The sequence below is a fragment of the Aquitalea sp. LB_tupeE genome (genome assembly GCF_013391415.1).
Classification (GTDB): domain Bacteria; phylum Pseudomonadota; class Gammaproteobacteria; order Burkholderiales; family Chromobacteriaceae; genus Aquitalea.
The window spans coordinates 193,721-215,472 of sequence record NZ_JACAXB010000030.1; the positions used below are offsets into that span (position 1 = coordinate 193,721).

16 protein-coding genes are annotated in these 21,752 nt (G+C 57.7%); 10 read left to right on the forward strand and 6 right to left on the reverse strand.

Annotation, left to right across the window (positions count from 1 at the left end):
• Window positions 1-35: 35 nt before the first annotated feature.
• The 3 genes from HWX34_RS15840 to HWX34_RS15850 form a co-directional block, all read right to left on the reverse strand.
• Window positions 36-1,517, reverse strand: coding sequence for a methyl-accepting chemotaxis protein (locus HWX34_RS15840; RefSeq protein ID WP_178973136.1), 1,482 nt, complete (start codon window positions 1,515-1,517; stop codon window positions 36-38).
• Between the two features lie 720 nt (window positions 1,518-2,237).
• Window positions 2,238-3,362 carry a mandelate racemase/muconate lactonizing enzyme family protein gene (locus HWX34_RS15845; protein WP_178973137.1) on the reverse strand — a complete coding sequence of 375 codons (1,125 nt, stop codon included), beginning with the start codon at window positions 3,360-3,362 and terminating at the stop codon, window positions 2,238-2,240.
• A gap of 90 nt (window positions 3,363-3,452) precedes the next feature.
• Window positions 3,453-4,835, reverse strand: coding sequence for an MFS transporter (locus HWX34_RS15850; protein ID WP_218645206.1), 1,383 nt, complete (start codon window positions 4,833-4,835; stop codon window positions 3,453-3,455).
• Between the two features lie 253 nt (window positions 4,836-5,088).
• On the opposite strand from HWX34_RS15850, the gene HWX34_RS15855 reads away from it, so the two are divergent.
• The gene (locus HWX34_RS15855) at window positions 5,089-5,988 is read left to right on the forward strand and encodes a LysR family transcriptional regulator (RefSeq protein ID WP_178973138.1); all 900 of its coding nucleotides are present in this window, start codon (window positions 5,089-5,091) and stop codon (window positions 5,986-5,988) included.
• A 70-nt stretch (window positions 5,989-6,058) separates the two neighbouring features.
• On the opposite strand, the gene HWX34_RS15860 is transcribed toward HWX34_RS15855, so the two are convergent.
• Window positions 6,059-7,117: an alcohol dehydrogenase gene (locus tag HWX34_RS15860; RefSeq protein WP_178973139.1), complete on the reverse strand. Its 1,059-nt coding sequence runs from the start codon at window positions 7,115-7,117 to the stop codon at window positions 6,059-6,061.
• Between HWX34_RS15860 and HWX34_RS15865 the strand changes: the two genes are divergently transcribed.
• The 4 genes from HWX34_RS15865 (at window position 7,116) to HWX34_RS15880 (ending at window position 11,929) form a co-directional block, all read left to right on the forward strand.
• Window positions 7,116-7,271 carry a hypothetical protein gene (locus HWX34_RS15865; RefSeq protein ID WP_178973140.1) on the forward strand — a complete coding sequence of 52 codons (156 nt, stop codon included), beginning with the start codon at window positions 7,116-7,118 and terminating at the stop codon, window positions 7,269-7,271. The genes HWX34_RS15860 and HWX34_RS15865 overlap by 2 nt on opposite strands.
• 691 nt (window positions 7,272-7,962) lie before the next feature.
• Window positions 7,963-9,285 carry a UDP-glucose/GDP-mannose dehydrogenase family protein gene (locus HWX34_RS15870; protein ID WP_178973141.1) on the forward strand — a complete coding sequence of 441 codons (1,323 nt, stop codon included), beginning with the start codon at window positions 7,963-7,965 and terminating at the stop codon, window positions 9,283-9,285.
• Between the two features lie 52 nt (window positions 9,286-9,337).
• Window positions 9,338-10,468 (forward strand): sugar phosphate nucleotidyltransferase, encoded by a 1,131-nt coding sequence (locus tag HWX34_RS15875; RefSeq protein ID WP_178973142.1) that lies wholly within the window; start codon window positions 9,338-9,340, stop codon window positions 10,466-10,468.
• Between the two features lie 60 nt (window positions 10,469-10,528).
• The gene (locus tag HWX34_RS15880; RefSeq protein ID WP_178973143.1) at window positions 10,529-11,929 is read left to right on the forward strand and encodes a mannose-1-phosphate guanylyltransferase/mannose-6-phosphate isomerase; all 1,401 of its coding nucleotides are present in this window, start codon (window positions 10,529-10,531) and stop codon (window positions 11,927-11,929) included.
• A gap of 86 nt (window positions 11,930-12,015) precedes the next feature.
• Here the strand turns inward: HWX34_RS15880 and pta are convergent, their stop codons facing one another.
• Together pta and HWX34_RS15890 are read right to left on the reverse strand one after the other, a co-directional pair.
• Window positions 12,016-14,094, reverse strand: coding sequence for a phosphate acetyltransferase (gene pta, locus HWX34_RS15885; protein ID WP_178973144.1), 2,079 nt, complete (start codon window positions 14,092-14,094; stop codon window positions 12,016-12,018).
• A 25-nt stretch (window positions 14,095-14,119) separates the two neighbouring features.
• Window positions 14,120-15,313, reverse strand: a complete 1,194-nt coding sequence (locus tag HWX34_RS15890) for an acetate kinase (RefSeq protein ID WP_178973145.1) — start codon at window positions 15,311-15,313, stop codon at window positions 14,120-14,122.
• Between the two features lie 668 nt (window positions 15,314-15,981).
• Between HWX34_RS15890 and HWX34_RS15895 the strand changes: the two genes are divergently transcribed.
• The 5 genes from HWX34_RS15895 (at window position 15,982) to HWX34_RS15915 (ending at window position 21,467) form a co-directional block, all read left to right on the forward strand.
• Entirely contained in the window at window positions 15,982-17,091 is a 1,110-nt protein-coding gene (locus tag HWX34_RS15895) for an aromatic ring-hydroxylating dioxygenase subunit alpha (protein WP_178973146.1), read from the forward strand.
• Window positions 17,092-17,200: 109 nt separating this feature from the next.
• Complete coding sequence (locus HWX34_RS15900; RefSeq protein WP_255497156.1) at window positions 17,201-17,686, forward strand: hypothetical protein; 486 nt, start codon at window positions 17,201-17,203, stop codon at window positions 17,684-17,686.
• Between the two features lie 34 nt (window positions 17,687-17,720).
• Window positions 17,721-18,590, forward strand: coding sequence for a DMT family transporter (locus tag HWX34_RS15905; protein ID WP_370459765.1), 870 nt, complete (start codon window positions 17,721-17,723; stop codon window positions 18,588-18,590).
• A gap of 145 nt (window positions 18,591-18,735) precedes the next feature.
• Window positions 18,736-19,092, forward strand: coding sequence for an STAS/SEC14 domain-containing protein (locus HWX34_RS15910; protein ID WP_045847976.1), 357 nt, complete (start codon window positions 18,736-18,738; stop codon window positions 19,090-19,092).
• Between the two features lie 59 nt (window positions 19,093-19,151).
• Entirely contained in the window at window positions 19,152-21,467 is a 2,316-nt protein-coding gene (locus HWX34_RS15915) for a Tex family protein (RefSeq protein WP_178973147.1), read from the forward strand.
• Window positions 21,468-21,752 lie beyond the last annotated feature (285 nt).

Here is a 21,752-nt window from a genome sequence, read left to right on the forward strand (position 1 = left end):
AACGGCGGTCTGCGGTTGAAGTATGAGTATGGCGATTAGGCCGTTACTGCTTGTTGCGCGTGGGAGGAGCGGCCCAGCTCATCCAGCAACTGGTCCAGCCGCTTGATGGCATCGGCAATGGAGCGGGTTTCGGTGGATAAGGAGCGGGTGGACTCACCTACGGCGGTAATGTCACCGGCAAACTGGGCAAAGCCCTGGTTCTGGCTGCTTTCGGCGCGGGAGACTTCCTCCAGCAGGCTGGCCAGCTGGCGGGTTTCCTGAATGATGCCTTGCAGGTTCTGCTGTGCCTCCTGCGCATTGCTGCGCCCGGCCTGCATCTGGCTGTTACCGTCGCGCATGGCGATGATGGCCTGATTGGTGCCATCCACAATCAGCTTGATCTTGGTTTCGATATCCAGCGTGGCGTTCTGCGTGCGTTCGGCCAGCTTGCGCACCTCGTCTGCCACCACGGCAAAGCCACGTCCCATTTCGCCAGCGCGCGCGGCTTCGATGGCGGCATTGAGCGCCAGCAGATTGGTTTGGTCGGCAATGTCACGGATCAGCTGCACGATGCCGTTGACCTCGGTGCTGCGCTGGCCCAGGTCTTCCAGCTTGCTGGCGGCATGGGAGATGACTTCCCCGGCCCGGCCCAGCTGCAATACCGCCTGATCCATCACCTGTCCGCCGCTGCTGGCGGCATTGCCCGCGGTTTGTGCCAGCCGGGTGGCGCTGTCGGACTGGGCGGCATTCTGGCTGGTGACGACCGCCATCTGCTGTGCCACCACCATCATGTCTTCGGCGCGGCTGCGCTGCTCGGCCATGGTTTGCGCCATCAGCCCGGTGCTGTCGGCAATGTCACGGCTGGCACTGGAGGCGGCACGGATAGAACGCGCCACCTGTTCCATCATTGCGCGCATGGCGCGGCTGGCCTGCTCGGAGTCGGCGCGTGCCTGTTCCAGCTTTTCCAGGCTTTTCACCTTGGCCTTGTCAAAGGCCATGGCCAGCGACAACACCACGATGGTGAGGCCGATCAGCGACTTGGCTTGCAGTTTGGGGATTTCGGCATGGTCAATCGGCACCGGTGGCAGCGTGCCGGGGTCTGCCGACAGTAAAAAGAATAAGCCAATGGCGAGAATGGTCAACACCATCCACACCATGCCGGAGCGGCGGGTGGATACGAAAATGGCGGTAAACGGAATGGACGCAAACCACACCACGCTGGTGGACATGATGCCGCCGTTGACATACACCATCCAGCACACCATCACGAACATGCAGCTGGTAATCAGCTCGGCACAAAAACGCAGCGCGCCGGTCAGTTTCAGCAAAAGTGGCGCCAGCAACAAGCCCAGTCCGCCCAGTGCAATGCCGGTGCCCATGGCCGGGTGATTCAACATGAAATACTCGATGGAAAACAGCGGGGCAATACAACCGGCCAGCAGGCCAACGCCAACAGTCGTGCGGGCGCCAATGGCTTGGGCGGGGGATTGGCGAATGGTTTCCGGTATGAACCAGTCGGTAACGGACTTGGCAGTCATGTGGTGAGTTCTCCCTCGTTGAGTCTTGATTTGTAAGTATTGTTTTGATTTCTACGCCCTATTTCAGGCGATTGGCTAATGTAAAACAAGTGTTTGAAATCGGCAATGGCGCTATTGGCTGAGTACGTTCCAGCTGAGCGGTCAGTCGGTGGCACTGTGTATTTTTTGCTTTGCAGGGCGCTGGCAGTGTGAGTCTTATGGCCCAGTCATCACGACTGACGAAAGAGTTTCTTGCTTTTTTTTGCAGCCAGGAAAGCAGTCAACTACAGCGGCGCATGCATTAGCTACTGCGCATGCTTCGAGATGCAGGAATGTGCCCAGCCAATGTTCGGCAGTGGCAAGGCGATGGGACGGTCAGATTTGGCTTGATACCCTGCTTATTTCGACACTAACAACAGACTGGCTTAGCGATCAGCCAGCCGGGGTGATGAGCATGGCAGTGGCCAGTTGGCTTAAGCCTGCGCTTGCTGCTGTTGCAGACACTGCAAGTCCGGCATCAGGTGAGGGCTGCAGGCATCAGAGGGATGCAGGGTAGGACAGGCCAGTGCTGTTGCTGCGGCGGTACATTCGCCGGTCCACATGGCTGGCACATACCTTATCTGCTTTCTTTAATTACTTGAGTCTTTTGCAATTCTGCAGGTGAGTGCAAGCCCGCCTGAATAACGGCCCGGCACCCTATGATGTTCGGCCAAGTTGCGCCGGGCGTTTTTTACCACTGCTTCAGCTTACGGTTGTCCATTGGCCGTATCTGGCGATTTGCTTTTCATCAAAGCCAAAGCCCAGTCCGGGGCTTTGGTGCAGCAGGACCCGGCCTGCCTTGTGTTCCAGTTGGCGGTCCAGCAGGCGGCGGAAGTTGAGCACCTGATCGTCCCAGAAAAATTCCACATAGCGCGCATTCGGTGTGGCGGCCACCAGCGCGGCGTGCACATCGTGGAACCAGTGTGGGCACATTTGTACGCCGTATGCGGCAGCCATGGCGGCGATGCGTTTCCATTCGGTGATGCCGCCGCACACCGCTGCATCAGTTTGCAAAATGGCGGCACCGCCCATGTCCAGCAGCTGTTTGTGATACCAGCGGCCGTAGCCGATTTCGGCAGTGGCAACGGGAATACGGATGAGCTTGGCCAGGCGGGCATGGCTTTCGATGTCATCCGGGCTGAAGGGTTCTTCGATGAAATACGGATGGTATTCTTCCATCCGGCACAGGTATTCCATGGCCTGTACGGTATCTGTCCAGCCATTGTTACAGTCCAGCATCAGTTCGACGTCCGGCCCGATGGCGTCACGAGCGGCCTTGACACGTAATGCCTCTGCCTGAGGAGTTTCGCGGCCGGTTTTCATTTTTACTGCCTTGAAGCCCAGAGCGACATAGCTGGCCATTTCCTCGCCCAGGTGTCCTGCGGTTTTGCCTTCCACGTAGTAACCGCCGCTGGCGTAGGCTGGTACGCTGTGCAGTTCAACCGCGCCCAGGTATTGATGCAGTGGCAAACTGGCTGTACGGGCGTTCAGATCCCACAAGGCGATGTCCAGTGCACTGAGTGCGCGCATGACCGTACCCATGCGGCCTTGCAGCAGTGCTTCCTGGTACATCCCTTGCCATAAGCCTTCCACCGCCAGCGACTCCTTGCCGATCAGCACCGGTGCCAGCAATTGTTCGATCGCCACCCGGAACAGCTCGCCAGCCGCATTGCCAACGTAGCAAAAGCCAATGCCTTCTGCGCCATCGCTGCTGCGTACCCTGACCAAGCCATAGTGACGATCAACCACGGTGCGATTGGATAAGTAAGTGACGTTGTCCAGTGGTACGCGTGCCACGCAAACCTGGATGGATTGGATGATGGGCACAGGCTTCTCCTCTGATGGTTAGATGGGGTGGGATGACTATGCCCCGGCTACGAGGGCCGAAAAAGGCGCGCTATTTTGTTTCAGACAACGTTAAATACGGGCTTTGTCAGGGCTTTGGGTCTGGCGGAGTAACAGCACAATCAAGGCGCCGGCCAAGGCCACGGCGGCTAGTCCGAAGAAGGCGGTTTCCGCCCGGCCATTGGCGGCATCGCGGATGGCAGCAATCAGCATCGGGCCGAAGGTGCCGCCCAGATTGCCCAGCGAGTTGACCCAGGCAATGCCGGCTGCGGCAGCGGTGCCAGCCAGGAAGGCGGTGGGGAGCGTCCAGAAGGTGACCATGCAGGCGGCCCAGCCAATGGTGATGAGCGTCAGCCCCAGCATGGACAGCACCGGTGCTTGTGCCGCCAGGCCCAGGACGACCAGCCCTGTAAGTTGCAGCAGAAACCCGGTGGCACAGTGCCAGCGCCGCTCGCCTGTACGGTCGGAGCGGGCTCCCCAGTACACCATGGTGATGATGCTGGCTCCCCAGGGAATCATGCTGACCAGGCCTACTTGCAGCAGTTCTTTTTTGTCAAAGCCCAGCTCCTGAATGATGGTGGGCATCCAGAAGCCAACGGCGTAAAAGCAGGTTTGCAAGGCAAGATAGGCCAGCGCCAGCGCCCAGACGCGGCCATCCTTGAATGCGTCGGCAATACGGTGCTTGCTCGCCAGCCCACTCTTGGCTGCATTGTCCTTGGCGATGCGCTCGCTCAGCAGTTGGCCTTCTTCTGTGGTAAGCCACTTGGCTGACTGTGGCCCATTGGGCAGCACGGCCAGAACCATGAAGCCGATCAGTACAGAGGGCATGCCTTCCAGCAAAAACAGCCACTGCCAGCCACGCCAGCCGGCATTGCCATCCATGTACTGCATGATGGCGCCCGATAGGGGTGAGCCCACCAGTTGCGACACGCCAACGGCAGTCATGAACAGGCCCAGCATCTTGGCTCTGCGCTGCCCCGGAAACCAATACGTCAGATAAAGGATGATGCCGGGGAAGAAACCCGCTTCGGCCGCGCCCAGCAAGAAGCGCAGTAAATAAAAGGTGAATTCGGCATCTGATAGCTGTAAGAGGGTGGCCAATGGGCCCCATTTGATGTCGCCGGTGAACATGAAGGCCGATGAAATCAGCCCCCAGGTCACCATGATGCGTGCAATCCACACTTTGGCACCGTGGCGCTCCAGCATCAGATTGCTGGGTACTTCAAAGAAGAAATAACCCCAGAAAAACACGCCTGCCCCTGCGGCGTAGACGGCATCGCTGAATTGCAGGTCACCGGCCATTTGCAGTTTGGCAAAACCGATATTGGCCCGGTCCAGAAAGGCCACGATGTAACACAGGAACAAAAGTGGAATGAGTTTGCGCGCGGCCTTGCGGTAGGCGCGTTCTTCCATTCCTTCTATTACCGCGATGTCAGCTGCAGCCAGTCCGGTCATGCGTGTTCTCCTCATTTGTTGTGCTTGTGGATTGCTGTGTCTGGCAAGCCTGTCATCTGCCACCTTGTGTTGCCGTTTGCGCATGGCGCGTTTCGACGCATGCGTGGCTGATCCGCTCAGCACACTGTGCTCTGGGTGTGGTTCTGGTGGGCTTGCCAGGGGATTGGCAGAACTTGCCTGCACTACTGTTGATCAATCTGAAAGACAAACAAAGGATGTTTATGTGTATTCAGAAAACGTAAAGTAAGCGCTTATGGATACGCGTTTCTTGCAAGGTTTTGTAGCGGTGGTGGAGTGTGGTTCTATCGCCGAAGCCGCCCGCCATCTGGATTTGGCACCCACCACCCTGGCGCAGCAGCTACGGGCGCTGGAGGCTGATTTGGGTTCAACCCTGCTGACCCGTAGCGGGCGCGTGGTTAGGCCAACCGAGTCTGGCTGGCGCATTTTCAACCGGGCGCGGGAGATATTGCGCGAGGTGCGCGACTTGCGATCCGAGGCATCCGACACCTGTCTTCCAGCAGGGCCGTTGCGGCTGGGGGCTACCCCTACGGCACTTACCGGCCTGCTGCCACCGCAACTGCGCATGTGGCGGGATGGCTATGCGCACATTCCCATTTACATCGAGCCCGGCACATCGGTCAGGTTGCTGGCACAGGTCCAATCCGGCGAGCTGGATGCCGCTGTATTGGTACACCCTGCATTTCCATTACCCAAAACCTGTGCTTGGCGCCTGCTACGTACCGAGCCGCTGGTGCTTTTGACGCCGCGTTCGGTCATTGTCAACGACCCCTTGCTTACCCTGACGCAGTATCCCTACATCCGCTACGACCGGCGCGTGGTGGCCGGCAAGATGGCGGATGACTACCTGCGTAACTGCGGCGTGCGGGTGCATGCCCAGTTTGAACTGGATGGCATCGAGCTGATCGCCCAGCTGGTGGGAGAGGGCTTTGGTGTGTCTGTCCTGCCGGATTGGCCGGTAATGGGGGAGGCAGACGGGCGATTGGCACGCTGGCCCTTGCCAGAGCCCTGTCCTGCAAGGCAGGTGGGCATAGTCTGGCTGCGCAACTCGGTACGCAGCCGCTTGGTGGAGGAGTTTGTGTCCTTGTTTCCTGGCGGTGCAGCTGGCAGCACACGGCGTCTGCCTGTCGGGTGAGCCGTGTTCAGGTCATGGGTCACCCATGGTCAATTGAAGCTATCCGTCGTGAAAGTGCCCGGTGTGGTGTTCAGTCGATTTGCAGAACCACGCGTCCCACAGGCAGGGTTCCGGCTTTCAGTTGATCCAGCGTGCGGCTGACATCATGCAGTGGACGCCGCTGCAGCGGCAAGGGCTGCAACTTGCCCGATTGCGCCAGCGCCACCAGCTCGCGCAGCTCAGCTGGTGTGCCGACATTCGAACCCAGAATGGTCAGTGCACGTTGCACCATCACCACCGTCGACATGGGAATCTCCCCGCCAAACAAGCCCAGCAGCACCAGCTTTCCCCCCTTGCGCAGCAGGCTGAGGGCCAGGCTGGCCGTATCCGCACTGCCTACCAGGTCGATGACACCAAACAACAACCCACCGGCATGCCGGATGACGTGTTCCACCGCATCCGCCGCCTGGCTATCCACCACCGCCAGTGCACCGGCAGCCTTGGCCGCGTCCAGTTTGCCCGGGTCGATATCCAGCACGATGATGCGTTCATGGCCCAGCGCACGCAGCGCGGTGATGGTTGCCAACCCCAGGCCGCCAGCGCCAATTACCGCCACGGTTTCTGCAGGTGGAATGGCCCCCAGTTGCTTGACTGCCGAATACGTGGTCAAGCCCGAACATGACAAGGTTGCCGCCCAGGCCGGGTCGATGCCGCTGGCATCAATCAGATAGCGCGGATGGGGAATCAGTACATGGTCGGCATACGCGCCGGGCGAGTGAATGCCGACATAACGCGGCTGCATGCAATGGTTGTCCTGCCCTTGCTGGCAGCGTGCACAAGTACCGCAGCCAGTCCAGGGGAAAACCAGCCTGTCCTGCCCCAAGGGCACCGTACCGGCATCCGGTCCGGCCGCCAGCACAGTGCCAAATGGTTCATGGCCTAGCGTGACCGGCGGCTGCATGCCTCGTTCGCTCATGTGAAATTTCTTCCCGCCTCCCAAATCGAAATACCCGTCACGAATATGCACATCGCTGTGACACACGCCGCAAAACTTGAGCCTGAGCAATACCTGTGTCCCGGTCGGCACCGGGGTGGCATGCTCGCGTCGTTGTAGCGGCTGGCCCCATTCGACAACATCGTAGCTATACATGGCAAAACTCCTTGAAATGGCTGCGGTTCGGCAAGCGCGACATCCCTGGTGCCCGCAGCCCAGTGGCAGCAGCAAAGCGCTGACTGGCTACCAGTGTGGCTGGGCCAATCAGCAGCAGGAACAGGCTGGCGCGGTGAAGCAAGGATTTCAGTGATTTCGCCGCATTATTCGGTGTGTAGAGCGGCAGAAGAATGATCTGTCTATGTCTTTTGAAAACGTAAATTAGGTGTTCAGCAGCGTTAACAGAAAACGGTGGCAGCGTTGCGCCACCCTGCCATTCTTCAGGAGCGTTATCGAGCTGCTTTCAGCGAGCCATGTTGTATTGCAACAGGGTGGGCGGGCTGCATCTTGGCTTGCCGCAAGGTCTGGTGTTGAAATGGCAGGGGCTGGAGGGTTGGCCGGCCTGCTATTGGGCATGAACGCGCGTGGGTTCACATGCCTTGCTCGATGCTGAAAATGCAGCCGGCCACGAAGCTTGACAACTGCGCCTGGGCTGGTCAGTTTTTGCGCGGCTTGAGCTTAATCTTGCTGAAACAGCAATTGAATATTTTTATTTCGAAGTAGTACCTGGATTTCTTATGTTGTCAGCCAAAATCCACCATCAAAACATGGCACTGCTTCAGAATCCGTATAAGTACGAACTGGACGCTGCTTCCATGAATATGGTAAAAGGACCAGTTGAAATGATCTTGGCAAGTATCTTGCTTATATAAAACGATCAATAGTTATTCATGCATTGAATTTCTAATTAATGATTGGCGTATTGATAACATTTTCATAGGTATTGCACAGCTTGGTCATTTTCGGTTTCTCTCTATTTTCTTCAAAGCTACCTATTTAAATCTATGAAAATCACAGTTATTGGTACGGGTTATGTCGGTCTGGTAACCGGCACTTGTCTGGCTGAAATGGGGAATGATGTACTTTGTCTGGATCTGGATGTTTCCAAGATCAAGATTTTGCATGAAGGTGGTATCCCCATTCACGAAGCCGGCTTGCTGGAGATGGTGCGTCACAATGTAGAGGCCGGCCGTTTGCGTTTTACCAGTGATATTCAGCAAAGCGTGGCCTTTGGTGATTTGCAATTCATCGCGGTGGGTACCCCGCCGGATGAGGATGGCTCGGCTGACCTGAAATATGTGCTGGCGGCTGCGCGCAACATTGCCTTGCATATGAACGATTACAAGGTGGTGATTGATAAATCCACCGTGCCAGTGGGTACGGCGGACAAGGTGAAGGCAGTCATTACCGAAACCTTGCAGCAACGTGGTGTGGATGTCGGTTTTGCCGTGGTGTCCAATCCGGAATTCCTGAAAGAGGGCGCCGCCGTTGAAGACTTCATGCGTCCGGATCGCATTATCGTTGGTGCTGACGACGAGCGTGCCATCAAGCTGATGCGTGAATTGTATGCGCCGTTTACCCGTAATCATGACCGCATGATCGTCATGGATGTGCGCTCGGCCGAGCTGAGCAAATACGCTGCCAATGCCATGTTGGCCACCCGTATTTCATTCATGAACGAGTTGGCCAATCTGGCAGAAAAACTGGGTGCGGATATCGAGCAAGTGCGTATCGGTATTGGTTCCGATCCGCGCATCGGTTTCCACTTCCTGTATGCCGGTTGCGGTTATGGCGGTTCTTGCTTCCCCAAGGATGTGCAGGCATTGATTCGTGCGGCTGAAGAAACCGCATTGCCGCTGAAGGTGTTACAGGCAGTCGAAGAGGCCAATGATGCCCAGAAAAACGTCCTGCTCAACAAAATCAAGCATCGCTTTGGTGCAGACCTCTCCGGCAAGACTTTTGCCGTATGGGGCCTGGCATTCAAGCCAAACACCGACGATATGCGTGTGGCTCCCAGCATTGTGCTGATTGAAGGCTTGCTGGCCATGGGGGCAGAAGTCGTGGCGTATGACCCGGTGGCCATGACCGAAGCGCGTCGTGTCTTTGGCGAGCGAGCCGGTCTGCGTTATGCCGCATCGCCGTTGGCGGCTGCACAGGATAGCGATGCCCTGGCCATTGTCACCGAATGGAAGGAATTCCGCGCTCCCAATTTTGATGCGTTGAAATCCGCGCTGAAAAATCCGGTGGTTTTTGATGGGCGCAATATGTATGTACCCGAGCAAATGCGCCAGCGTGGTTTCGAATACGACACTATTGGTCGTCAATAAATAAGCAAATACAAATACTAATCAGCTCAAAGAAAGTCAGCATATGAAGGCCATGATTTTAGCTGCGGGCAAGGGAACCCGCGTACGCCCCCTGACCTATGATTTGCCCAAGCCGATGATCCCGATTCTGGGTAAACCGGTCATGGAGTATCTGGTAGAGCATCTGGTGCGCTATGGCGTGCAGGACATTATGGTGAATGTCAGCTATCTGCATGAAAAGATCGAGCAGTACTTTGGCGACGGCCAGCGTCTGGGGGCGCATATCGGTTATTCCTTTGAGGGCTATGTCGATGATGCCGGTGAAGTGAATCCGCATCCGGTCGGTTCCGCCGGTGGTATGCGCAAGATTCAGGATTTTGGTGGTTTCTTTGATGAAACCACGTTGGTGATTTGCGGCGACGCGCTGATTGACCTGGATATTCGTTCGGCCTTGTTCGAGCACAAGCGCAAAGGTGCCTTGGTGAGTGTGATCACCAAGGAAGTGCCACTGGAGCAAGTGTCCAGTTATGGCATTGTGGTGACCGAGGACGATGGCCGTGTGCGCTCATTCCAGGAAAAGCCGACACAGGAAGAAGCGCTGTCGCGCCTGGCCAGTACCGGTATCTATATCATGGAACCGGAAGTGCTCGATCTGATTCCCAGCGATACTTTTTTTGATATTGGTAGCGACCTGTTTCCCCTCATTGTCGAAAAAGGTCTACCTTTCTATGCCCAAAAGCGTCATTTCAACTGGATTGATATCGGCAATGTAAAAGACTTCCTCACTGTGCAGCTGGATATTCTGAGCGGTCGCGTGGCGCAAATGTATGTGCCGGGTGTGGAAGTGGCAGAGCGGGTATGGGTGGGGCTGAATACCCGTATCGACTGGGATAATGTTGAAATCCAGGGGCCGGTTTTCTTTGGTTCCGGTTGCCATGTGGAAGCCGGTGCCAAAATCGTCGGCCCGGCCTGGATTGGCCATGGCAGCCATATTTGCAAGAATACGCTGGTCGAGCGTAGCGTGCTGTTTGAATACACCCGTATTGCTGAAGGCTCCAAGGTGCAGGATGCCGTGGTGTATGGCGATTACACTGTCAGCCATTCCGGTGAAATTAGCCATATCAGCGAGTTCAAGGATAATCTGTGGAATGACGCGCGCGATCGGCGCCTCAAGCCGCGGGTCAACACTGACAAGACCGAATAATCATCTGGCAGGGGGCCATCATGTGCTTGGCTCCCCGCACATTTTGTTAAAGAAGACCTGATGAAAATCACCCCCGTTATTTTGTGTGGCGGCAGTGGTACTCGTTTGTGGCCATTGTCACGCAGCAGCTTTCCCAAGCAATTTCTGGAGCTTGCCGATGGCGAATCCCTGCTGCAAGCCACCTTGCGTCGTTTGCCTGCTGGTGCCAGTGAAGCGCTGATCATCTCCAATGCCGAGCATCGTTTCCTGGTGGCCGAGCAGTGCAAGTCACAGCCGGATGCCACGGTAGTGTTGGAGCCGGTGGCGCGTAACACTGCGCCGGCCATTGCTGCCGCTGCCTTTATCGCCCACCAGCGCGACCCGGACGCCGTGATGCTGGTATTACCCAGCGACCACCTGATTCGGGATACGGCAGCCTTCCATGCTGCAGTTGAGGCTGCTTATCCGTCAGCCCTGGCTGGCAAGATCGTCACTTTCGGCATCGTTCCGGATCAGCCCAATACCGGCTACGGTTACATTCAGCGTGGTGCTGCGCTGGCTGGCGATGTGTATGCGGTACAGCGTTTTGTGGAAAAACCGGATCACGACAATGCAGTGCGCATGATTGATTCTGGTGATTACTACTGGAACAGCGGCATGTTCCTGCTCAAGGCCAGTACCTATCTGGATGAACTGGCACGGTTCCAGCCGCAAATGCATGCGCAGGCTGAACAATCGGTGTTGCAGGCTAGTCGGGATCTGGATTTTTTACGTTTGGACCCGACCGCTTTTGCCGCTTGCCCCAGCGATTCCATCGACTATGCCGTGATGGAGCGTACTGCCAGTGCGGCGGTGGTGGCTTCTGATTTTGGCTGGAGCGATATCGGCTCGTGGACTTCCCTGGCTGAATCGCTGCCGAGCGATGCACAAGGCAATGTCTTGCGTGGCGATGTGGTGCTGGATGACAGCCGTAATTGCCTGGTGATGGGCAATCATCGTCTGGTGACGGCCACGGGTGTGGAAGATCTCATCATCATCGAGACTTCCGACGCGGTACTGGTGGCGCACAAGGACAAGTCGCAATCGGTGAAGAAAATCGTGGAGCAGCTGCAAAAGCAGCAGCGTGCAGAAGCGCATCTGCACCGTCAGGTGTATCGCCCCTGGGGTACTTACCAAGGCGTGGATGATGGCGACCGCTACCAGGTGAAGCGCATTACCGTGAAGCCGGGTGCATCGTTGTCGCTGCAAATGCACCATCACCGTGCCGAGCACTGGATTGTGGTGAAGGGAACCGCCCGCGTCACCTGCGGCGACAAGGTCAGCCTGCTGACGGAAAACCAGTCTACTTATATCCCGCTGGGTGAGGTGCATCGTCTGGAAAACCCCGGCAAGGTGATGCTGGAGCTGATTGAAGTACAGTCCGGTTCCTATCTGGGCGAAGACGATATCGTACGCTTTGAGGATACCTACGGGCGTCACTGATGTAGTGGGCCGATCATTAACGGACCGGACAAAAGAAAACCCTGCAATCGTGAGATTGCAGGGTTTTTCGTCACAGCAAGCCGTGCTTAACGTTTGTCCGCCTGAATGGCCGTCAGGGCGATGGTGTAGACAATGTCGTCCACCAGCGCGCCGCGCGACAGGTCGTTCACCGGCTTGCGCAGGCCTTGCAGCATGGGGCCGACGCTGACTACGCCAGCCGAGCGCTGTACCGCCTTGTAGGTGGTGTTGCCGGTGTTGAGGTCCGGGAACACAAACACGGTGGCACGACCGGCTACGGTGCTGTCCGGGGCTTTTTGGCGACCGACGGATTCCACGCTGGCGGCGTCGTATTGCATCGGGCCGTCGATTTCCAGATCCGGGCGCTTCTCCTTGGCAATACGGGTGGCTTCGCGGACCTTTTCGACGTCCGAACCGCTGCCGGAGCTACCGGTGGAATAGGAAATCATCGCTACGCGCGGCGGAATGCCAAAGGCGGCGGCGGAGTCGGCTGACTGGATGGCAATGTCGGCCAAGTCTTCGGCGGTCGGGTCCGGGTTGACCGCACAGTCCCCATAAACCAGCACCTGTTCCGGCATCAGCATGAAGAACACGCTGGAAACCAGCTTGGCTTCCGGTGCGGTCTTGATCAGCTGCAGGGCAGGGCGGATGGTGTTGGCGGTGGTGTGTACCGCGCCGGATACCAGACCGTCCACTTCGCCCAAGGCTAGCATCATGGTGCCCAGCACCACATTGTCTTCCAGCTGCTGTTCGGCCATCGGCGCGTTCAGGCCCTTGCCCTTGCGCAGTTCCACCATGGGCTGGATGTAGTTGCCGCGAACTTCATTGGGATCGAGGATTTCAATCGAAGCGGGCAGGGTGACGCCCTGGGCTTCGGCAATCTGTTCGATCTCGGCGCGGTTGCCAATCAGCACGCAATGGGCAATGCCCTTTTCCTGGCAGATGGCGGCAGCCTTGACGGTGCGCGGCTCGTTGCCTTCCGGCAGGACGATGCGCTTGCCGGCGCGGCGTGCTTTTTCCATCAGCTGGTAGCGGAAGGCCGGTGGCGGCATGCGGTGTTCGCGCGGCGCGCCCACATTGCGCTTGAGCTTGTCGGCGTCCAGATGCTCGGCCACGAAGTCGATCACCCGTTCCATGCGCTCCAGGTCGTCCGCCGGCACCTGACGGCTCATATTGCTGAGGAAGCTGGCGGTTTCGAAGGTGTTATGCGTGGTGGACATCACTGGCAGGCCGCTGGTGAAGGCCTGATGGCACAGTTGCTGGATGCGCGGATCTGGCAGTGAGTCGCAGGTCAGCAGCAGGCCGGCCAGCGGTACGCCGTTCATGGCGGCCATGGAAGTGCCCAGTACGATGTCTTCGCGATCGCCGGCGGTGACAATCAGCGCACCGGGCTTGAGCAGATGCACCACATTGGGCACGGTGCGGGCGGTGACCGCCATGCTGCGCACGCGGCGACGGCTGATCTGCCCGGCATGCAGCACGCGCGCTTGCAAGTAGTGGGCCACATCCAGCGTGCGCGGGGCCAGCAGCTCCGGCTCGCTGGGGATGGCGCCAATCATCGGCAAACGGTTTTTGTGCAGCAGGTTGCCGGCTTCCTGTATTTCCATCGCCAGTTGCTGGGCGTCCTGCTCTTTGGACAGGCGGTTCAGAATATAACCCGCCACATGGCCGGGCTGGGCGCCAAAGGCTTGTACGCTCAGCTCCAGTTGCTCGGCAATTTCATGGCTGGCCAGCTTGTCGGCCGCGGTCACCAGAATGGTTTGCGCTTGCAGGTTACGGGCAATCTTGGTGTTGAGGAAGGTGGAGAACACCTGCTTCTGGTCGGGCACCAGGCCTTCCACAATCATCAGGTCCACATTGTGCGAGGCTTGCTGGTACAGCGAGACCACCTCTTCCATCAACTGGTCGATTTCACCTTGCGACAGCAGGTGTTCCACCCGTTCCATCGCCAGCGGTTCCGGCGGGTTCAGATGGCAGATGGCGCGGGCAAAGTGGGTGGAACGCTCTGGCGAGCTGTCCGCCCCTTGGGCGATGGGTTTGACAAAACCCACGCGCAGGCCGGATTGCTCCAGCGCGCGGATCATGCCCAGCGCTACCGAGGTGAGTCCGGCATCAAAGCCGGTCGGTGCCAGGAAAAAAGTATGCATGCTTCGGACTCTTTCTTGGGCTGCCTCAGACAGACAAGCCCGCCAGCTGGGCGGTGTCCAGGGCAATCATCAGTTCTTCATCGGTGTTGATAACCAGGGCAGGCACGGAGTCGGCAGTGGTGATGCGGCCAGCCTTGCCGCGAATGCATTGTTCATTGGCTGCTTCATCCAGCTGCAAGCCCAGGAAGCCCAGCTGTTTGATGACACGGGCGCGCAGGTAGGACGAATTTTCGCCAATGCCGCCGGTAAACAGTACGCCGTCCAGACGGCCCAGTGCCACAGTGAGGGCGGCAATGTGCTTGGCCAGGCGGTAGCTGAAAATATCCAGTGCCAGGATGGCTTCGGGCTTGCCAGCCATGGCGGCGTCTTCCAGCTCGCGGCAGTCGCTGGATTGTTCGGACAAGCCCAGCAGGCCGGACTTCTTGTTCAGTAGGTCGGTCACGCCATTTACATCCAGGCCCAGTTCGGAGGCCAGGTAGCCAAAGATGCCCGGGTCGATGTCGCCGGAACGGGTGCCCATCACCAGGCCTTCCAGCGGCGTCAGGCCCATGGTGGTGTCCACGCTCTTGCCGCCCTTGATGGCCGCAGCGGATGCACCATTGCCCAGGTGGGCGCAGACAAAGGCGGTGTCTTCCAGCGGCTTGTTCAGCAGACGTGCCGCTTCGCCTGTGACAAAGCGGTAGCTGGTGCCGTGGAAGCCATAGCGGCGCACGCCATGCTCGCGGTACAGCTGCATGGGAACGGCATACAGATAGGCCTGTTCCGGCATGCTTTGATGGAAAGCAGTGTCAAATACGGCAACCTGCGGCAGGCCAGGGAATTGCTGCATGGCGGTGCGAATGCCCAGCAAGTGAGCCGGGTTGTGCAGCGGGGCCAGTTTGGCGCATTTCTCGATTTCGGCGATCACGGTGTCGTCGATGACTGCGGAGGCCTTGAAGTGCTCACCACCATGTACCACGCGGTGGCCAACGGCCTTCACGCTGTCCAGCAAATCCAGCGCGCGCAGGCGCGCAATGATGGCGTGCATGGCAGCAGCATGGTTAGCTTCGCTCAAGGCCTGGCTATCTTTCTGGCCAGCGTGCTTGAAGCTGATCTGGCCTTGCTCCAGGCCCAGTTTTTCAGCCAGGCCGGTCAGGATGGCTTGGTGAGAGGCGGTGTCGATCAGGGCAAATTTCAGCGAGGAACTGCCGCAGTTGATAACGAGAATGCTAGATTTCATAGGCACTGGGGTCGTAAATGACAAAAAAAGGGGTCCGTGGGGAAAATCACTGCATCAATCTGGTGGATCGGCCATATTAAAGGTTATGACTGTGTCGGCCTGATGACTGATTGCGCAGTTGACGGGCTCCTCTTGATTTTCCTTTGGTCGGCATGAACCGGGCGGCGATTATCCGGTGCGCCCTGGCGCTCGGCAATAAGGGATTTACCTTGCTGTCGCGCCTTGCTGCAACATGATCTGGCCTGTCAAACCGGTACTGATTTCAGCCTCGGTCTGCTGGCTGCGGGTGTTGGTAAAAGCATCGAATGGCACCTGCTGTCACGTTTCAGCTTGGTCCTGGCACTTAGGCCGGTTCAACCGTGCGGCGAGTATAGCATACCCATCATCACGTGCTGATGTTGCTTTGCACAATTTGAGCTAAAGCAATGATTTACAACATGGCTGTCGGGGTAAAAGTGCCAACGCTTGTGAAAATGCCGAATATTTTGTCGATGTGGCCTTTCTTCCTGCTAAAAATAGCTTGCCCCCCCCCTTCGTGGCGGGGCATAATCCCGGCCTCGAAAAGCAGGGGCTTTGCCTTTGTTTTCATTATTGTTTTGATGGTTCCGTAAACTCGTTTAGCGAGATTCGGCTGGTCTTATATCTTCTTCCACGGAGGTGTGGGAATAATGTCTGATCTGGCTTCTTCGCAGATGCTGCAAGCATCTGCTGCTCAGCTGCCTATCTATACCTACTTTGACCCGGCTCATTACGAGCTGGAGCAAAAACAACTGTTTGCCACTGCTCCGCAGTACTACGGCCACGCGCTGATGGTGCCCAATGAGGGCGACTATCACACGCTGGAATGGCTGGGCCACGGCAAGATGCTCAAGAATGTGGGCGGTGAAATCAAGCTGATTTCCAACGTCTGCCGCCATCGTCAGGCACTGATTTATCAGGGTCGCGGCAATGGCAACCACATGGTGTGCAATCTGCATGGCTGGACTTACGACGCCGAAGGCAAGCTGCTGGGCGCGCCGCATTTCCCGCAAACGCCTTGCTTGAACCTGAATCAGACGCAACTGACCAACTGGAACGGTTTGCTGTTTGATGCCGGTCGCGATATCGCGGCCGATCTGGCGCAGCTTGGTGTGGCCAAGCACCTGGATTTCTCCGAGTTTGCCTTCCATTCGACGCATACCACCGAGTATGACTTCAACTGGAAGACGTTCATCGAAGTCTATTCCGAGGACTACCACGTCGATCCCTTCCATCCGGGTCTGGGCAATTTTGTCGATTGCGCAGAACTCAAGTGGGAGTGGGGTGCGCAATATCACGTGCAGACCGTGGGGGTGAAAAACCAACTGGCCCGTTCCGGCTCTCGCGTCTATGGCAAGTGGCATGAAGAAGTTCGCCGCCGCTTTGTCGACCGTCAGCCCGAGTTCGGTGCCATCTGGCTCACCTACTACCCCAACATCATGGTGGAGTGGTATCCGCATGTGCTGGTGGTCAGCGTGGTGATTCCGCGTGGCCCGGAAAAGTGCACTGTCATCACCGAGTTCTACTACCCGGAAGAGGTGGTGTACTTCGAACCGGAATTCGTCGAGGCAGAGCAGGCCGCCTACTTCGAAACTGCCAAGGAAGACGACGAAATCTGCTATCGCATGCACCAGGGCCGTCGTGCGCTGTGGCTGCGTGGCGAGAGCGAAGTGGGGCCGTATCAATACCCCACCGAGGAAGGCATGCAACACTTCCACGAGTTCTATCGTCGCCTGATGGGCGATGCCATGACTGGCTAAGCCGGATGTTTCAGTGCAGAATGGCAAAGGCGCGGGTTTCCGCGCCTTTTTCTTTGTCTTGATGACAATGCACTGGCAAAAACATTTACTCATTCTTAGCCTTGGCCTGTTGAGCGCTCAGGCGCTGGCCAGCGGTTATACCGATCCGGCCAGCAAGATTAACTTCGCCTTGCCGCCCGGCTGGAAAGTCCGCAGCGTGGTGCAGGAGGGCGTGCGCGTCATCAAGGTGATTCCGCCCAAGGCCGACCAGCGCGAGCGCGCTGCCATTGAAGTCACCCTGCAAGAATACAAGGCTACCCGCGCGGACAGTCCGGAACGTCTGCAGCGTCGTTACCGGCAGGCCGATGGTGATCGCGAGGCTGCCGTCTATGCGCGGCTCAATGCCCATACCGGGCGGCTGGTAACCGAATATCGTGAGGGTCGCTTCGTTTCCGGGCGTTTGTGGATCGTGCGGCACAATCTGCATGTTTTTCTGCCTACGCCGGGCAAGCACCTCTTGGAGGCGCGTTGCGCGGCCAATGCTTCTGAATTCAAGACCTACCGTCATCAGATGGAGTTGATCTGCCTTTCCGCCAACAGTACCCGCAAGCCATGATTTCTGTGCCTCATCTTCCGTATCGGACCCAGCCGTGAGCGCGGCGCTGATCCTGCGTTTGCGTCGCGGGGAGCTGGGCGCGGGCTGGATGGTGGTGGCTGCCGCTTTTTTTGCCTGGATGGGTGTATTCGTCAAGGCGGGCGCACAGCATTTCAACTCCATCGAGCTGCTGTTCTGGCGCACGCTGATTGGCACCGTCATTCTGGGTATCGGCATTCGCTGGCGCGGCTTGTCCTTGTCTACGCCGCACTGGCTGGGCCACATCAAGCGCAGCTTTGTCGGCTATCTGTCCATGTCTGCGCTGTTTTATGCGCTGACACACTTGTCGCTTTCTACTGCGGTGACGCTTAACTACACCTCCTCGCTGTTTTTCTCGCTGATTTGCGTGGTCAAGCTCAAGGACAAGCTGTCACGGGCCGCTGCTTTGGCGCTGGGTTTAGGCTTTATGGGCATCGTCCTGCTGCTGCGGCCTACTTTCAGTTCGGATCAATGGCTGGCCGGGGTGGTGGGCCTGCTGTCTGGCGTTTCGGCCGGCTTTGCGGTGTTCCAGGTGCGGGAGCTGGGGCAGATGGGCGAGCCTTCCTGGCGGGTGGTATTCTGGTTTTTTGCCATCGCCAGCCTGTTCGGGGCGATATGGCTGCTGCTTGGGCCCGGTTTTTCGCCAGTGCACGCCGGAAATATATCTGCCTTGCTGGGTGTGGGGGTCTGCGGCATGCTGGGACAACTGGCCATGACCATGGCTTACAAGGAAGGCCGTAAATACCTGGTGGCCAGTTTTGCCTACCTCACCGTGGTGTTCTCGGCCTTGCTGGGTGTCTGGCTATGGGGCGATGCGCTCGGGCCGGATGCCTTGTTGGGCATGGGCTTGATCGTCGGCGCAGGCATGTTGGCCGCATTGCGCTGAATCATGCCAAAAACATGCCACACCTTGACGGTTGTCAGCAGAAACTTCCCCGCGGCGCACTAGAATGCAATCATGATCACGCAATTGAAGCTGGCGTGGTTTCATCAACAATAACAGGCAAGACTCACACTTTAGGAGATGCAGCATGATTTCTATCCGCGAACAGGATTATGGTCTGGATGTGGCGCTGTTCAATGAATTCTCGCTGGCAGATTTCAAGCTGTTTGAAGATGCGCTGGTCAAGCGTGTTGCCGAACAAGGCAAGCCGGACGTGCTGCTGGATCTGACCGAGCTGGTGGATTTCACCCTGGATATGGCGGTGGAAGAGGTCAAGTTTGTGCGTGCGCATGAGCAGGACTTCGGCCGTATCGCGCTGGTGGTGAGCGATGTGTGGATCAAGCTGGCCGCGCATATTGCGGGCCTGCTGTCACACAACCATCTGGAGTACTTTGACACGGTGGAAGAGGCGCAAGCCTGGCTGGCCCGGCCGGTTGCTGCTTGATTTTGCACTCAATGGCGGTACAGTAGCGGTTTTTGTTCAGCGCGAAAGAATAAAAACCGATGTTGAAAAGCATTGCCAGCCGTCTTGCTACTGAATTGGCCGTTCGCGAAAACCAGGTGGCGGCCACCATCGAACTGATCGACGGTGGTGCCACCGTTCCCTTCATTGCCCGCTACCGCAAGGAAGTGACCGGCGGGCTGGATGACACCCAATTACGTACCCTGGCCGAGCGGCTGGTGTACCTGCGAGAACTGGACGAGCGCCGCGACAGCATCCTCGCCAGTATCCGCGAGCAGGACAAACTCACCCCCGAGCTGACTGCCGCGCTTTACGCTGCCGACAACAAGACGGCACTCGAAGACCTTTACCTTCCTTACAAGCCCAAACGCCGCACCAAGGCACAAATCGCCCGCGAAGCCGGTTTGCAGCCGCTGGCGGACAGCCTGCTGGCCGACCCGACACAACAACCCGAAGCATTGGCCGCGCTTTATCTCAATGCCGAGGCTGGCGTAGCCGATACCAAGGCTGCACTCGATGGTGCGCGTGCCATCCTGATCGAACAGTTTGCTGAAGATGCCGAACTGTTGGGCCGTCTGCGTGAAAAGCTGTGGAACGAAGGCGAGCTGGCTGCCAGTGTGGTGGCAGGCAAGGAGCAGGAGGGGGCCAAGTTTGCCGACTACTTCGACCATCGCGAAGCCATACGTTCGACTCCATCGCATCGCGCGCTGGCTTTGTTGCGCGGTCGCAATGAAGGCGTACTTAACCTGGCATTGAAATATCAGCCGGATGAAACCCCGATTACCGAGCGTTCGGCTTACGAATTGATGATTGCCCAGCGCTTTGGCGTGCAAGACAAGGGCCGCGCGGCGGATAAGTGGCTGCTGGATGGTGTGCGCCTGTGCTGGCGTGCCAAGATCTTCCTGTCTCTGGAGCTGGAATTGATGGGCAAGCTGAAAGAGGCTGCCGATAGCGAAGCCATCAAGGTGTTTGCCGATAATCTGCACGATTTGCTGCTGGCTGCACCTGCCGGCCAGCGCGCCACCCTGGGCCTGGACCCCGGTTTGCGTACCGGCGTGAAAGTAGCCGTGGTGGATGGTACCGGCAAGGTGCTCGACACCACTGCCATTTATCCGCACGAACCGCGCCGCGAATGGGACAAGTCCATCGCCATTCTGGGGGCGCTGTGTACCCGTCACAATGTCGACCTGATTTCCATTGGCAATGGCACGGCCAGCCGGGAAACCGATAAGCTGGCGCAAGACCTGATCAAGGCTTATCCGCAATTGGGCATGACCAAGATCGTGGTGTCCGAAGCGGGTGCGTCGGTGTATTCGGCTTCCGAGCTGGCAGCCAAGGAATTTCCCGATATGGACGTCAGCTTGCGTGGTGCGGTCTCCATTGCCCGCCGCCTGCAAGACCCACTGGCCGAACTGGTGAAAATCGACCCGAAATCCATCGGCGTTGGTCAGTATCAGCACGACGTTAACCAAAGTCAGTTGGCACGTGCACTGGACGCGGTAGTGGAAGATTGCGTGAATGCCGTGGGTGTAGACGTGAATACCGCCTCTGTCCCGTTGCTGACCCGCATTTCCGGCCTGAATGCTACCTTGGCCGCCAATATCGTGGCCTATCGCGACCAGAACGGCGCGTTCAAGAACCGCAAGCAACTGTTGAAAGTGCCGCGCCTGGGCGACAAGACATTCGAACAGGCGGCCGGCTTCCTGCGCATCAGTGGTGGTGACAATCCGCTGGATGCCTCGTCGGTCCACCCGGAAGCCTACCCGGTGGTGGAAAAAATCGTTGCCAAGCTGGGGCGAGAAGTCAAATCACTGTTGGGTGATTCGGTGACGCTCAAGTCAGTCAGGGCGACTGACTACACTGACGAGCGCTTCGGTCTGCCCACCGTGATGGACATCCTGAAAGAGCTGGACAAGCCGGGTCGAGACCCGCGGCCGGAGTTCAAGACTGCCACTTTCCAGGACGGTGTCGAGGACATCAAGCATTTGCAGCCCGGTATGGTGCTGGAAGGTGTGGTCACCAATGTGGCCAACTTTGGTGCTTTTGTGGATATCGGTGTGCATCAGGATGGGCTAGTCCATATCTCCGCACTGTCCAGCAAATTCATCGATGACCCGCGCAAGGTGGTCAAGGCTGGTGATGTGGTCAAGGTAAAGGTGCTGGAAGTCGATGTGGCGCGCAAACGTATTGCCCTTACCATGCGACTGAGTGACGAAGTGGGCACGGCTAATCGTGGAACCAGGCCAGAAGCTGGGCGTGGCAACGATCAGCGTAACCGCCAGCCTCAAGGGCGGTCGCAGCCTCCGGCGGGTGAGTCAGCCATGGCCGCTGCGTTTGCCAAGCTCAAGCAACGTTGAGCAGTCTTCCTGCCTATATATGTAATCGAAGCAATCAAGAGCCCGGCGGTAACCGGGCTTTTTGCTGTCTGCGTCTGTGCCGAAGCCAGCTTTTGCGTGAGTTTTACCCTTTGTTTTGGTGGTGGCGTAGGGGGTGGCTGGGTGTGAACTGCGCACTTGCAGTAAAACAGTCATAAAACCCTCATTGCATAAGCCTTTTTCTCTCAGTCACTTAGCGTAATGGCGGCCAGAATTTCGGCAGGATGTGAAGATTTTCTCGCGCAAAGTGTTGACGAGGGTGGGGTG